The 13685-nt window shown below is 70.1% G+C and carries 12 protein-coding genes; 4 read left to right on the forward strand and 8 right to left on the reverse strand.

Features of this window, described 5'->3' with window-relative positions; all coding sequences use genetic code 11:
* The 5 genes from pgl to tkt form a co-directional block, all read right to left on the reverse strand.
* Positions 1-771: 6-phosphogluconolactonase (gene pgl / locus IE247_RS20955; RefSeq protein WP_190124848.1), on the reverse strand; the 771-nt coding region annotated here is incomplete at its 3' end.
* Positions 768-1871 (reverse strand): glucose-6-phosphate dehydrogenase assembly protein OpcA, encoded by a 1104-nt coding sequence (gene opcA, locus IE247_RS20960; RefSeq protein ID WP_190124743.1) that lies wholly within the window; start codon positions 1869-1871, stop codon positions 768-770. The genes opcA and pgl, both read right to left, overlap by 4 nt.
* The gene (gene zwf, locus IE247_RS20965; RefSeq protein WP_190124849.1) at positions 1868-3391 is read right to left on the reverse strand and encodes a glucose-6-phosphate dehydrogenase; all 1524 of its coding nucleotides are present in this window, start codon (positions 3389-3391) and stop codon (positions 1868-1870) included. Before zwf ends, opcA begins: the two co-directional genes overlap by 4 nt.
* Positions 3392-3405: 14 nt before the next feature.
* Complete coding sequence (gene tal, locus IE247_RS20970; RefSeq protein WP_190124744.1) at positions 3406-4524, reverse strand: transaldolase; 1119 nt, start codon at positions 4522-4524, stop codon at positions 3406-3408.
* 37 nt (positions 4525-4561) lie between these two features.
* Complete coding sequence (gene tkt, locus IE247_RS20975; protein ID WP_190124745.1) at positions 4562-6649, reverse strand: transketolase; 2088 nt, start codon at positions 6647-6649, stop codon at positions 4562-4564.
* Positions 6650-6922: 273 nt separating this feature from the next.
* On the opposite strand from tkt, the gene IE247_RS20980 reads away from it, so the two are divergent.
* Both IE247_RS20980 and IE247_RS20985 read left to right on the forward strand, forming a co-directional pair.
* Complete coding sequence (locus tag IE247_RS20980; RefSeq protein ID WP_190124746.1) at positions 6923-7864, forward strand: heme o synthase; 942 nt, start codon at positions 6923-6925, stop codon at positions 7862-7864.
* 68 nt (positions 7865-7932) lie between these two features.
* A complete protein-coding gene (locus tag IE247_RS20985) occupies positions 7933-8253 on the forward strand; it encodes a hypothetical protein (protein ID WP_190124747.1) in 321 nt (106 codons plus the stop codon).
* A 93-nt stretch (positions 8254-8346) separates the two neighbouring features.
* On the opposite strand, the gene IE247_RS20990 is transcribed toward IE247_RS20985, so the two are convergent.
* From IE247_RS20990 to IE247_RS21000, 3 genes are all read right to left on the reverse strand, one after another.
* Positions 8347-9336: a COX15/CtaA family protein gene (locus IE247_RS20990; RefSeq protein WP_190124748.1), complete on the reverse strand. Its 990-nt coding sequence runs from the start codon at positions 9334-9336 to the stop codon at positions 8347-8349.
* Positions 9337-9406: 70 nt separating this feature from the next.
* Positions 9407-10174, reverse strand: coding sequence for an ABC transporter permease (locus tag IE247_RS20995; RefSeq protein WP_190124749.1), 768 nt, complete (start codon positions 10172-10174; stop codon positions 9407-9409).
* On the reverse strand, positions 10171-11097 hold the full coding sequence (locus IE247_RS21000) for an ABC transporter ATP-binding protein (protein WP_190124750.1): 927 nt from the start codon (positions 11095-11097) through the stop codon (positions 10171-10173). Before IE247_RS21000 ends, IE247_RS20995 begins: the two co-directional genes overlap by 4 nt.
* Before the next feature lie 335 nt (positions 11098-11432).
* On the opposite strand from IE247_RS21000, the gene IE247_RS21005 reads away from it, so the two are divergent.
* Positions 11433-12182 carry a helix-turn-helix transcriptional regulator gene (locus IE247_RS21005; protein WP_190124751.1) on the forward strand — a complete coding sequence of 250 codons (750 nt, stop codon included), beginning with the start codon at positions 11433-11435 and terminating at the stop codon, positions 12180-12182.
* On the forward strand, positions 12179-13600 hold the full coding sequence (gene sufB, locus IE247_RS21010) for a Fe-S cluster assembly protein SufB (protein WP_190124752.1): 1422 nt from the start codon (positions 12179-12181) through the stop codon (positions 13598-13600). The genes IE247_RS21005 and sufB overlap by 4 nt, the downstream gene beginning before the upstream one ends.
* Positions 13601-13685 lie beyond the last annotated feature (85 nt).

Below are 13685 nucleotides of genomic sequence, written 5' to 3' on the forward strand. Positions count from 1 at the left end.
CGGGGGACCCAGCGCGCGCGGCAGCCCGCCCGCGGCGGCGGAGTCGAGCAGCCACAGCGTGCGGGCGCGGCCTCGCGCTCCCGCCGCCGGGGCCTGGATCTCGCCCGCGCCGGAGAGGGCCATCGCCACGGCGTCGGCCTTGTCCTCGCCGGCCGCCAGCAGCCACACCTCACGCGCCACCCGGATGGCCGGGAGGGTGAGCGAGATACGCGTCGGCGGGGGCTTCGGGGCCCCGTGGACGCCGACCACCGTGCGCTCGGTCTCCCGTACCGCCGGAAGCTCCGGGAAGAGCGAGGCGACATGGGTGTCCGGGCCGACGCCCAGCATCAGCACATCGAAGGTCGGCACCGGACCGTGGCCCTCCGGGCCGGCCGCCGCGGCGAGTTCGGCGGCGTACCCGGCGGCCGCCGCCTCCACGTCCGCGCCGTACACGCCGTCCGACGGGGCCATCGCGTGCACCCGCGCCGGATCGACCGGGACGCTGTCGAGCAGGGCCGCGCGGGCCTGGGTCGCATTGCGCTCCGGGTCCCCCTCGGGGAGGAACCGCTCGTCGCCCCACCACAGGTCCAGGCGCTGCCAGTCGATCGCGTCCCGGGCCGGTGCGGCCCCGAGCGCGGCCAGCAGGGCATTGCCGTTGCGACCGCCCGTCAGCACCACCGACGCCGTGCCGCGCGCGGCCTGGGCGTCGACGATCCTGGTGATCAGACGGGCCGCGGCGGCCTGCGCCATCAGCTCCTTGTCGTGGTGGACGACCAGCTGAGGAGTGCTCACTTGGCCGCCGCCTTCTTGGCGGGTGCCTTCTTCGCCGCCGCCGGGGCCTTCTCGGCAGAAGCCTCCGAAGCCTTCGAAGCCTCCGGAGCGGTCACGGCCACGGCCGCGGCCGCCGCCGGAGCGGCCGGAGTCTTCGCCGCCGGGGCCGGGGTGGCCACCCACTGCGAGGGCCCGTCGTCACCCAGCCGGTCGACCCCGTACCGCAGGGCCGAGGCATAGGTGTCGTCCGGGTCCAGCCGGCGCAGCTCCTCCGCGATCAGCTCGGAGGTCTCCCGCCGCTTCAGCGCGACGGCCCGGTCCGGCTGCCCCTGGATGGAGAGGTTCGCCAGCGAACCGTCCGCCCGGTCCAGCACGACCGGACCGGCGCTGGTCTCCATCCGTACGGCGGTGAGCCCGGGACCCGAGGACAGCGCCCGGCCGACCGGCACCCCCAGCCGGTCCGCCAGCCACATGGCCAGCAGCTCCACGCTCGGGTTGAACTCCTCGCCCTCCACCTCCACCGAGGTGACCTCGCAGACCACCTGGTCGAGCGCGGCGGCGAGCATCGAACGCCAGGGCGTGATCCGGGTCCACGAGAGATCCGTGTCACCGGGGGTGTACGCCTCGGCGCGCGCGGACAGCTCCTGGATCGGCTGCTCGGAGGCGTAGGTGTCGGTCACCCTGCGCTGCGCCAGCGCGCCCAGCGGATCCTTGGCCGGGTCGAGCGGGGCGGCCACCGGCCACCAGACGACGACCGGGGCGTCCGGCAGCAGCAGCGGCAGGACCACCGACTGGGCGTGCTCGGTGACCTCCCCGTACAGCCGCAGGATGACCGTTTCGCCGGTGCCCGCCTCCGCGCCCACGCGCACCTCGGCGTCCAGGCGCGCCTGCGCCCGGGCCCGGGGGGTGCGCGAGACGCGCTTGATGACGACGAGGGTCCGCGAGGGGTGCTCGCGGGAGGCCTCGTTGGCGGCGCGGAGCGCGTCGTACGCGTTCTCCTCGTCGGTGACGATGACCAGGGTCAGCACCATGCCGACGGCCGGGGTGCCGATCGCCCTGCGCCCCTGCACCAGCGCCTTGTTGATCTTGCTGGATGTGGTGTCCGTAAGGTCGATCTTCATGGCCGGCGCCAGCTCCGTCCGTCTCGTGCGAGCATTTCGTCCGCCTCGACCGGACCCCACGTCCCCGACGCGTACTGCGCGGGCTTGCCGTTCTTCTCCCAGAACTGCTCGATCGGGTCGAGGATCTTCCAGGACAGCTCGACCTCCTCGACCCGGGGGAAGAGGTTGGAGTCGCCGAGCAGCACATCGAGGATGAGCCGCTCGTACGCCTCCGGGCTGGACTCGGTGAAGGACTCGCCGTAGGCGAAGTCCATCGACACGTCGCGCACCTCCATCGAGGTGCCCGGGACCTTGGAACCGAAGCGCAGGGTCACGCCCTCGTCCGGCTGGACCCGGATGACCAGGGCGTTCTGCCCCAGCTCCTCGGTGGCGGTGTGGTCGAAGGGGGAGTGCGGGGCGCGCTTGAAGACCACCGCGATCTCGGTGACCCGCCGGCCCAGCCGCTTGCCGGTACGGAGATAGAACGGCACCCCGGCCCAGCGCCGGTTGTCGATCTCCAGCTTCACGGCCGCGTAGGTGTCGGTCTTCGACGCGGGGTCGATGCCGTCCTCCTGGAGATAGCCGACGGCCTTCTCGCCGCCCTGCCACCCCGCCGCGTACTGCCCGCGCACGGTGTTCTCGCCCAGGTCCTTCGGCAGCCGTACGGCACCCAGCACCTTGGTCTTCTCCGCCGCGAGCGCGTCCGCGTCGAAGGAGGCGGGCTCCTCCATCGCGGTCAGCGCGAGCAGCTGGAGAAGGTGGTTCTGGATGACATCACGCGCCGCGCCGATGCCGTCGTAGTACCCGGCCCGGCCGCCGATGCCGATGTCCTCGGCCATGGTGATCTGGATGTGGTCGACATACGACCGGTTCCAGATCGGCTCGAAGAGGGTGTTGGCGAACCGCAGCGCCAGAATGTTCTGGACGGTCTCCTTGCCCAGATAGTGGTCGATCCGGAAGACCTCGTTCGAGGGAAAGACCTCGTGCACCACCTTATTGAGCTCCACCGCGGAGGCCAGGTCGTGCCCGAAGGGCTTCTCGATGACCGCCCGTCGCCAGGAGTTCTCCTGCTGATCGGCCAGCCCGTGCTTCTTCAGCTGCTGGACGACCTGCGGGAAGAACTTCGGCGGCACGGAGAGGTAGAAGGCGAAATTGCCCCCCGTCCCCTGCGCCTGGTCCAGCTCGGCGATGGTCTTCTTCAGGGTCTCGAAGGCCTCGTCGTCGTCGAAGTCGCCCTGGACGAAACGCATCCCCTGGTTGAGCTGCTGCCAGACCTCCTCACGGAAGGGGGTACGGGCATGAGCCTTGACGGCGTCGTGGACCTCCTGCGCGAAGTCCTCGTCCTGCCACTCCCGGCGGGCGAACCCGACCAGGGAGAAACCCGGCGGCAGCAGTCCGCGGTTGGCCAGGTCGTACACGGCGGGCATCAGCTTCTTGCGCGACAGATCGCCGGTGACACCGAAGATGACCAGGCCCGACGGCCCCGCGATACGCGGGAGCCGTCGGTCTGCGGCGTCACGGAGTGGATTGGCGTCGCCAATACCGGACACGGTGGTCAGCCCTCCGAAGGGGCGAGGCGCTTCAGCTCCGCCTCGGTCGACTTGAGCAGGTCGTTCCAGGCGGACTCGAACTTCTCCACGCCCTCGTCCTCCAGCTGCTGGACGACCTGGTCGTAGGAGATGCCGAGGGCCTCCACGGCCGCGAGCTCGGCGCGCGAGGCGTCGTAGGTGCCGCGCACCGTGTCGCCGATGATCTGCCCGTGATCGGCGGTGGCCTCCAGGGTCGCCTCCGGCATGGTGTTCACCGTGCCGGGCGCGACCAGGTCGTCCACGTACAGAGTGTCCTTGTAGGCCTTGTCCTTCACACCGGTCGAGGCCCACAGCGGACGCTGCTTGTTGGCGCGCGCCCGGTCCAGCTCCGCCCAGCGCTCGGATCCGAATACCTCTTCGAACGCCTCGTACGCCAGCCGGGCGTTGGCCAGACCGGCCTTGCCGCGCGCGGCCTTGGCCTCCGGCGTGCCCAGCGCGTCGATGCGCGCGTCGATCTCGGTGTCCACCCGGGAGACGAAGAAGGAGGCCACCGAATGGATCTTCGAGAGATCCAGACCGCGGTCCTTGGCCTTCTCCAGACCCGCCACATAGGCGTCCATCACCGCGCGGTAGCGCTCCAGCGAGAAGATCAGCGTCACATTGACGCTGATGCCGAGGCCGATGACCTCGGTGATCGCCGGCAGACCCGCCTTGGTGGCGGGGATCTTGATGAGGGTATTGGGGCGGTCCACCAGCCAGGCCAGCTGCTTGGCCTCGGCCACCGTCGCCGCCGTGTTGTGGGCCAGGCGCGGGTCGACCTCGATGGAGACCCGGCCGTCCTGGCCCTCCGTGGCGTCGAAGACCGGCCGCAGAATGTCGGCGGCGTCGCGGACGTCCGCCGTCGTGATCATGCGAATGGCTTCCTCGACGGTCACCTTGCGCGCGGCCAGCTCGGTGAGCTGCTGCTCATAGCCGTCACCGCTGCTGATGGCCTTCTGGAAGATCGACGGGTTGGTGGTCACACCCACCACATGCTGCTGGTCGATCAGCTCGGCCAGATTGCCGGACGTGATCCGCTTGCGCGAGAGGTCGTCCAGCCAGATCGCGACGCCTTCGTCGGAGAGGCGCTTCAGTGCATCAGTCATAAGAATGGCAACTCCTGCTTAGAACGGTATACCGGCGTCAGCGCGCGGAGGCTTCCAGAGATTCCCGTGCCGCGGCGGCTACCGCGTCCGCGGTGAATCCGAACTCACGGAACAGCACCTTGCCGTCCGCCGAAGCGCCGAAGTGCTCCAGGGAGACGATGCGTCCGGCGTCGCCCACGAAACGGTGCCAGGTCAGACCGATACCGGCCTCCACCGCCACCCGCGCACGCACGGCCGGGGGCAGCACCGAGTCCCGGTACTCCTGGTCCTGCTCGTCGAACCACTCCACCGAAGGCATCGAGACCACCCGGGTGGGCACCCCGGCGGCCTGGAGCTGCTCGCGCGCCTCCACGGCCAGCTGCACCTCGGAGCCGGTGCCGATCAGCACCACCTCGGGCGCGCCGCCCTCGGCCTCGAACAGCACATAACCGCCGCGGGCGGCGTCCTCGTTGCGCTCGTACGTCGGCACGCCCTGACGGGTCAGCGCCAGACCGTGCGGAGCGCCCACACCGAATTCCTTCGTGTACCGCTTCAGGATCTCGCGCCAGGCGATCGCGGTCTCGTTGGCATCGGCCGGACGGACGATGTTCAGCCCCGGGATGGCGCGCAGCGAGGCCAGGTGCTCCACCGGCTGGTGGGTCGGACCGTCCTCGCCCAGACCGATCGAGTCGTGCGTCCAGACATAGGTCACCGGCAGGTGCATCAGCGCGGAGAGCCGCACCGCGTTGCGCATGTAGTCGGAGAAGACCAGGAAGGTGCCGCCGTAGATACGGGTGTTGCCGTGCAGCGCGATGCCGTTGATCACGGCGGCCATCGAGTGCTCGCGGATGCCGTAGTGGATCGTGCGGCCGTACGGGTCGGCCTCGGGCAGCGGGTTGCCCTTCGGCAGGAACGAGGACGTCTTGTCGATCGTCGTGTTGTTCGAGCCCGCGAGGTCGGCGGAGCCGCCCCACAGCTCGGGCACGACCGCGCCCAGCGCCTGGAGGACCTTGCCGGAGGCGGCGCGGGTGGCGACGCCCTTGCCGGTCTCGAACTCCGGGAGCTTCTCCTCCCAGCCGGCCGGCAGCTCGGCCGCGCGGATCCGGTCGAACTCGGCGGCGCGCTCCGGGTTGGCGGTGCGCCAGGCGGCGAAGGTCTTCTCCCACTCGCCCTTGGCCTCACGGCCCCGGTCAAGCGCGGCCCGCGTGTGCGCGATGACCTCGGCGGAGACCTCGAAGGACTGCTCGGGGTCGAAGCCCAGCACCCGCTTGGTGGCCGCGACCTCCTCGTCGCCCAGCGCCGAGCCGTGCGCGGCCTCGGTGTTCTGCGCGTGCGGGGCCGGCCAGGCGATGATCGACCGCGCCGCGATGAAGGAGGGGCGCTCGGTCTCGGCCTGCGCGGCCTTCAGCGCGCGGTACAGACCCGCCGGGTCCAGATCGCCGTTGGCCTGCTGCTCGACACGCTGGACGTGCCAGCCGTACGCCTCGTAACGCTTCAGGGTGTCCTCGGAGACCGCGGTCTCCGTGTCGCCCTCGATCGAGATGTGGTTGTCGTCCCACAGCAGCACCAGGTTGCCCAGCTTCTGGTGCCCGGCCAGCGAGGACGCCTCGGCGGAGATGCCCTCCTGGAGGCAGCCGTCACCGGCGATGGCCCAGATGGTGTGGTCGAACGGCGAGGTGCCGGGCGCGGCGTCCGGGTCGAACAGACCGCGCTCGTAGCGGGCGGCCATCGCCATGCCCACGGCATTGGCGACACCCTGGCCCAGCGGCCCGGTCGTCGTCTCGACACCCACGGTGTGCCCGTACTCCGGGTGCCCCGGAGTCTTCGAGCCCCAGGTCCGGAACGCCTTGAGGTCGTCCAGCTCCAGCCCGAACCCAGCCAGGTACAGCTGGATGTAGAGGGTGAGCGACGAGTGGCCGGCGGAGAGGACGAACCGGTCGCGCCCGGTCCAGTCCGCGTCCGCGGGGTCGTGTCGCATCACTTTCTGGAACAGCACATAGGCGGCGGGCGCGAGGCTCATGGCCGTACCGGGGTGGCCGTTGCCGACCTTCTGTACGGAATCCATGGCCAGGACTCGGGCGGTATCGACGGCCCGCTGGTCCAGATCGGTCCAGTCGAGGTCTGTGGTGGTCGGCTTGGTGCTCACCCTGGGTCAGGGCTCCTCTCCACATGTCTCCATGTAACGCCCCGGTGACACGGAAGCACCGGGCGCTGTCGAGCCTACCCGCGCCATGAGCTATGGCCTGTCCAAGCTGCGGCGGGCGGGTAGGCGGACGGGCGGCTCAACACGACCCCACCCCCGTGCGGGGCGACGCATGCCCAGCCTCTAAAGTGTCGTCGTACGCGCAAGTCGTATCCGGGCCTTCAGGCATCTCCTCATGCGCCCCGGGGCTTGCTGGAGTCTCTGTCAGGGGTGTACGTGACGGCCGTCGAATCCCGTCCAGCGGGGGGGCTTGGGACGAGCCCGGGCAACCGGCCGTTCGGGGCCCGCGTCAAGGCATTCGTGGCGCTGACCAAGCCGCGGATCATCGAACTGCTGCTGATCACCACGGTGCCGGTGATGTTCCTCGCCGCCCAAGGGGTGCCCGATCTGGTGCTGGTGCTGGTCACCTGCTTCGGCGGATATCTCTCGGCCGGCGGCGCCAACGCGCTCAATATGTACATCGACCGCGACATCGACGCGCTGATGGACCGCACGTCGCAGCGTCCGCTGGTCACCGGGATGGTCTCGCCGCGGGAGGGCCTGGTCTTCGGCCTCACCCTCGCGGTCGTCTCCACCCTCTGGTTCGGTCTGCTCGTCAACTGGCTCTCCGCCTGGCTCTCGCTCGGCGCGCTGCTCTTCTACGTCGTGATCTATACGATGATCCTGAAGCGGCGCACCTCGCAGAACATCGTGTGGGGCGGTATCGCGGGCTGTATGCCGGTCCTCATCGGCTGGTCGGCCGTGACCAACTCGGTCTCCTGGGCCGCGGTCATCCTCTTCCTCGTCATCTTCTTCTGGACGCCGCCGCACTACTGGCCGCTGTCGATGAAGGTGAAGGAGGACTACGCCCGGGCGGGCGTGCCCATGCTGCCGGTGGTCGCCTCCAACAAGGTGGTGGCCCGCCAGATCGTGCTCTACAGCTGGGTCATGGTCGCCGTCTCCCTGCTGCTCACCCCCCTCGGCTACACCGGCTGGTTCTACACCGCGGTGGCCCTGGCGACGGGCGGCTGGTGGCTGTGGGAGGCGCACGCGCTCCAGGCCCGTGCCAAGTCCGGGGTGACCGGCGGCAAGCTCAAGGAGATGCGGCTGTTCCACTGGTCCATCACCTATGTGTCGCTGCTCTTCGTGGCCGTCGCCGTGGATCCCTTCCTGCGGTAGCCCACCTCGCGCGAGTAAGCCCCCCGGCCCTCTGGCCGGGGGGCTTACTCATGAGTAGCATCCGGTTCATGCCCATTACCCCGCATGCCGAGCGCAAGGCCGCCAGGCTCGCCAAGGAGATCGCCTCCTTCTCCCGTGCCCACGGCGGAGCCGAGGCCCAGCTCACGTACCTCGGCCAGGCCGGCACCCGTATCGTCCTCGTCGGCGAGGACGGCGCCTGGGGCGACCTCGTCGCCCCGGACCACGCCGTCGCCGCCTCGGCGGTGGAGAAGGCCGGTGTCACCGTCCACGAGTCCTTCGACGGAGAGTTCGCCGCCAAGGTCCGCACCGGGCCGTACGAGTGGTCCCGGATGGCCGGGATCCAGCTCGGCGGCCCCTCGAACGGCTGAGCGCACCCCGGGAAATCGCCACACAGAAGTAATAAAAGAAGCGGATTCCGCGCCGTCACCGGCGCGGAATCCGCTTCTTCGGGGCTTCGAGCCTCAGACGTTGGAGAGTACGGGACCGGCCGGGGCTGGCACCGTGACCGCGGCCAGCGGGCGCTCCCGCAGACTCAGGGCCAGGCGCACCACGGCGATCCACATCAGCGCGGAGCCGAGCATATGGGCCCCGACGAGGATCTCGGGGACCCCGGTGAAGTACTGGAGATAGCCGATCCCGCCCTGCGCCAGCAGCACGATCAGCAGCTCACGGGCGCGCGCCCGGATGTCGTCCGGCGCGTCCACCACCCGCAGCACCAGCCACATCGCCAGCGCCAGCGCGCAGACCAGCCAGGCGGCGGCGGCGTGCAGCTGAGCGGCGGCGGCCCAGTCCCAGGGCATGCGCTCCACATCGCTGCTGTCGCCCGCGTGCTTGCCCGAGCCCGTCACCGCCGTGCCCAGGGCGATCAGCGCCACCGAGGCGGCCACGATCGCCCAGGAGAGCCTGCGGACCGGGCGCGGCACCCGGGGACGCGGTTCCGTGTCGCCCTCGCCCGCCCGGTGCCAGGTGATCACCGCGACCGTCAGCAGCCCATTGGCGAGCAGGAAGTGCCCGGCCACCGTCCAGGGGTTGAGCCCCGCCCACACGGTGATGCCGCCCAGGACCGCGTTGGACGCCACGATCCAGAACTGGAGCCAGCCGAGCCGGGTCAGCCCGCGCCGCAGCGGCTTGGTGGAGCGGGCCGCGATGATGGCCCAGCCGACCGCCGCCGACAGCACATAGGTCAGCATCCGGTTGCCGAACTCGATCGCGCCGTGCCACCCCTGCTCGGCCGTGGCGAAGAGACTGTCGTCCGTGCACTTGGGCCAGGTGTCGCAGCCGAGGCCCGAACCGGTCAGCCGGACGGCCCCGCCGGTGACGATGATGAGCACGCTCATCAGGACGGCGGAGAGCGCGGCACGCCGGACCGTCTCGGGTCGGGGCGTCCAGCGCCGGGCGATGAGAGCGAGGGGGGTCAGCACGGGAACAATCGTAGGCGGGGCCTTGTGCATGTTTTCACTAGGGGTGCGATTCCCCTGGTGGCGTGCCGTGGCCCGGCGCGCCGCCCTGCGGCTGCGGCCGTTACTCCCAGCGGAAGAAGCGGCCCGCCGCGCCGAGTCCGAGGACCGCCCAGACGGCGAGGATGCCCAGCTCGCGCCAGGGCAGCGCCGCGCCCTCGCTCAGCACCTCGCGCAGTCCTTCCGAGAGCGCGGAGATCGGCAGCAGCGCGAGGGCCGACTCCACCCCGTCCGGGAACTTCTCCAGCGGCACCATCACCCCGCCGCCCACCAGCAGCAGCAGAAAGACCAGATTGGCGGCGGCGAGCGTCGCCTCGGCCCGCAGGGTCCCGGCCATCAGCAGCCCCAGACCGCTGAAGGCGGCGGTGCCGAGGGCGAGCAGCAGCAGCACCGAGAAGGGGTCGCCCTTCGGCGACCAGCCGAGCGACAGGGCGATCGCCGTCAGCAGGGCGATCTGGATCAACTCGGTGACCAGCACGGACAGTGTCTTGGCGGACATCAGCGCCCAGCGCGGCAGCGGCGAGGCGCCGAGCCGCTTGAGGACCCCGTACCGCCGCTCGAAGCCGGTCGCGATGGCCTGGCCGGTGAAGGCGGTGGACATCACGGCGAGAGCGAGCACCCCCGGCGCGAGGAAGTCGACCGGCTCCCCGGCCCCGGTGTCGATGATGTCGACGGTCGAGAACAGCACCAGGATCAGGGACGGGATGACGACGGTGAGCAGCAGCTGTTCGCCGTTGCGCAGCAGCATCCTCGTCTCGAACGCGGTCTGCGCCGCGATCATGCGGCCCAGCGGAGCCGCCCCGGGCTTCGGGGTGTACGTACCGGCGCTCATCGGCGCAGCTCCTTGCCGGTCAGTTCGAGGAAGACGTCTTCCAGGGTGTGGCGCTCGACCGAGATGCCCTCCGGCATCACTCCGTGCTGCGCGCACCAGGAGGTGACGGTGGCGAGCAGCAGCGGGTCCACCCGGCCCGCTATCCGATAGGTGCCGGGGGTGGGCTCGGCCGCTTCGGTGCCGTCGGGGAGGGCCTTGAGCAGGGAGTTCACATCGAGCCCCGGCCGGCCGGTGAAGCGCAGGGTGTTCTCCGCCCCGCCCCGGCACAGCTCCTCCGGGGTGCCCCGGGCGATCACCTTGCCCGCGTCGAGGATGGCGACATCGTCGGCGAGCTGCTCGGCCTCGTCCATGAAGTGGGTGGTCAGGATCGTGGAGACCCCGTCGGCGCGCAGTTCGCGCACCAGCTCCCAGGTGGCGCGGCGGGCCTGGGGGTCGAGTCCCGCGGTCGGCTCGTCCAGGAAGACCAGCTCGGGGCGGCCGACGACGGCCATCGCCAGCGCGAGCCGCTGCTGCTGTCCGCCGGAGAGCCTGCGGTAGGCGGTGCGGCCGCAGCTCTCCAGGCCGAGCCGCTCGATCAGCTCGTCCACATCCAGCGGGTGGGCGTGCAGCTTCGCCATGTGGCGGAGCATCTCCTCGGCGCGCGCGCCGGAGTAGACGCCGCCGGACTGGAGCATCACCCCGACCCGGGAGCGCAGCCGGGGCGCGTCGGCGACCGGGTCGAGTCCGAGGACCCGCACGGTGCCGGCGTCCGCGCGGCGGTAGCCCTCGCAGATCTCGACGGTGGTGGTCTTGCCGGCTCCGTTGGGGCCGAGGACCGCGGTGACCTCGCCCTGGGCGATGTCGAGATCGAGGCCGTCGACCGCGGTCTTCGATCCGTACCGCTTGACCAGGCCCCGGATCCGTACGACGGGCTCGCTGCGCATGCCCGGAAGTCTAGGCGGGCGCGCGGGGCGCTCGGAGCGCGGCCCCCGGTGACCCCGAGCGCGGCTTTTATTGGACCCCGCAGGGGTGTAAACGGGCCGTACGGCCGATAGTCGACGGATCGTCCGGATGACTTTTCCGCTGTGATCCCCGACCCCCGGGCGCGGGCCGCCGCTGGGCTCCCGGGGTCGAAAATCCGGGTAAAATACCTGCTCAGAGCCGGTCTGAGGGCCATTGAGCCGAACCCCTCCTTAGGTAACCCTAAGTGACGAAGCGCACCGCGCCAGGGGGTGCGCGGCGGTTGTCACTGCTCAATGAATTACGCAACAATGGTGTTGTGAAAAACGTCGGCGAGGGTTCTCACGAGGAACTCGCGACCGGATCGCGCGCCGATCATTCGACGCGCGACCGAGTCGCGCGGTCCGTACTGGACCACGGCCCGTCCACCGTGGCCGATCTCGCCGCCCGTCTCGGGCTCACCCAGGCGGCCGTCCGCCGCCACCTCGACGCACTCGTCGCCGAGAACATCGTCGAACCCCGTGAGCAGCGGATCTACGGAGCCCGCACCCGAGGCAGGCCCGCCAAGGTCTTCGTCCTGACCGCCTGCGGCCGGGACGCCTTCGACCAGTCGTACGACTCCCTCGCCGTCGACGCGCTCCGCTGGATCGAGCGCGCCGCGGGCGGGGGAGCGGCCGGCGAGGAAGCCGTCGCCGCTTTTGCACGGCATCGGGCCGAGACCCAGGCCGGGCCCTACCGCGAAGCGGTGGAGGCGGCGGCCCCCGAGGACCGCACCGAAGCGCTGGCGAAGGCCCTGAGCGCGGACGGGTACGCTGCTACGGCGCGCAGCGCCCCCACCCCCCAGCAGGGCGAGCAGCTCTGCCAGCACCACTGCCCGGTCGCCCATGTCGCCGAGCAGTACCCCCAGCTGTGCGAGGCGGAGACGGAGATCTTCTCCCGCCTGCTCGGGACCCATGTGCAGCGTCTGGCCACCATCGCCCACGGCGACGGAGTGTGCACGACGTTCATTCCGCGCAGCACCACCACACCATCAGCATCTGCAAGCACGGCCGGGAGGAACCCCGCATGACTCTCCCCACGGAGACCGCCCACCCCGAACTGGAGGGGCTGGGCACGTATGAATTCGGCTGGGCCGACTCCGACGCGGCAGGCGCCGCTGCCAAGCGCGGTCTCTCCGAGGAAGTCGTCCGCGACATCTCGGGGAAGAAGAACGAGCCGGAGTGGATGCTGAAGCTGCGTCTCAAGGGCCTGCGTCTGTTCGACAAGAAGCCCATGCCCAGCTGGGGCTCGGACCTGTCGGGCATCGACTTCGACAACATCAAGTACTTCGTCCGCTCCACGGAGAAGCAGGCGGCCTCCTGGGAGGACCTGCCCGAGGACATCAAGAACACCTACGACAAGCTCGGCATCCCCGAGGCCGAGAAGCAGCGCCTGGTCGCCGGTGTCGCCGCGCAGTACGAGTCCGAGGTCGTCTACCACCAGATCCGTGAGGACCTGGAGGAGCAGGGCGTCATCTTCCTCGACACCGACACCGCGCTGAAGGAGCACCCCGAGCTCTTCCAGGAGTACTTCGGCACGGTCATCCCGGTCGGCGACAACAAGTTCGCCTCGCTGAACACCGCGGTCTGGTCCGGCGGCTCGTTCATCTACGTGCCCAAGGGCGTCCAGGTGGACATCCCGCTCCAGGCCTACTTCCGTATCAACACGGAGAACATGGGCCAGTTCGAGCGGACGCTGATCATCGTCGACGAGGACGCCTACGTCCACTACGTCGAGGGCTGCACCGCCCCGATCTACTCCTCCGACTCGCTGCACAGCGCGGTCGTGGAGATCATCGTCAAGAAGGGCGGCCGCTGCCGCTACACGACGATCCAGAACTGGTCGAACAACGTCTACAACCTGGTCACCAAGCGCGCCGTCGCCTACGAGGGCGCGACCATGGAGTGGGTCGACGGCAACATCGGCTCCAAGGTGACCATGAAGTACCCGGCCGTCTACCTGATGGGCGAGCACGCCCGCGGCGAGACCCTGTCCATCGCCTTCGCGGGCGAGGGCCAGCACCAGGACGCCGGCGCCAAGATGGTCCACATGGCCCCCAACACCTCCTCGAACATCGTCTCCAAGTCGGTGGCCCGAGGCGGCGGCCGGACCTCCTACCGCGGTCTCATCGAGATCGGCGAGGGCGCGCCCGGCTCCAAGTCCAATGTGCTCTGTGACGCCCTGCTGGTGGACACCATCTCCCGCTCGGACACCTACCCCTATGTCGACGTCCGCGAGGACGATGTCTCCATGGGCCACGAGGCGACCGTCTCCAAGGTCTCCGAGGACCAGCTCTTCTATCTGATGAGCCGGGGCCTGACCGAGTTCGAGGCCATGGCGATGATCGTCCGGGGCTTCGTCGAGCCGATCGCCAAGGAACTGCCGATGGAGTACGCGCTGGAGCTCAACCGGCTGATCGAACTCCAGATGGAGGGCTCGGTCGGCTGACCCGGCCGTACCCCGGCGGGGCGGGCGAGACGACGCCTGCCCCGCGAGCGACTGATTTCTTGACCCAGAAGGCAGAGAGAGAGCA

Source organism: Streptomyces inusitatus (genome assembly GCF_014651115.1).
GTDB lineage: Bacteria > Actinomycetota > Actinomycetes > Streptomycetales > Streptomycetaceae > Streptomyces > Streptomyces amakusaensis.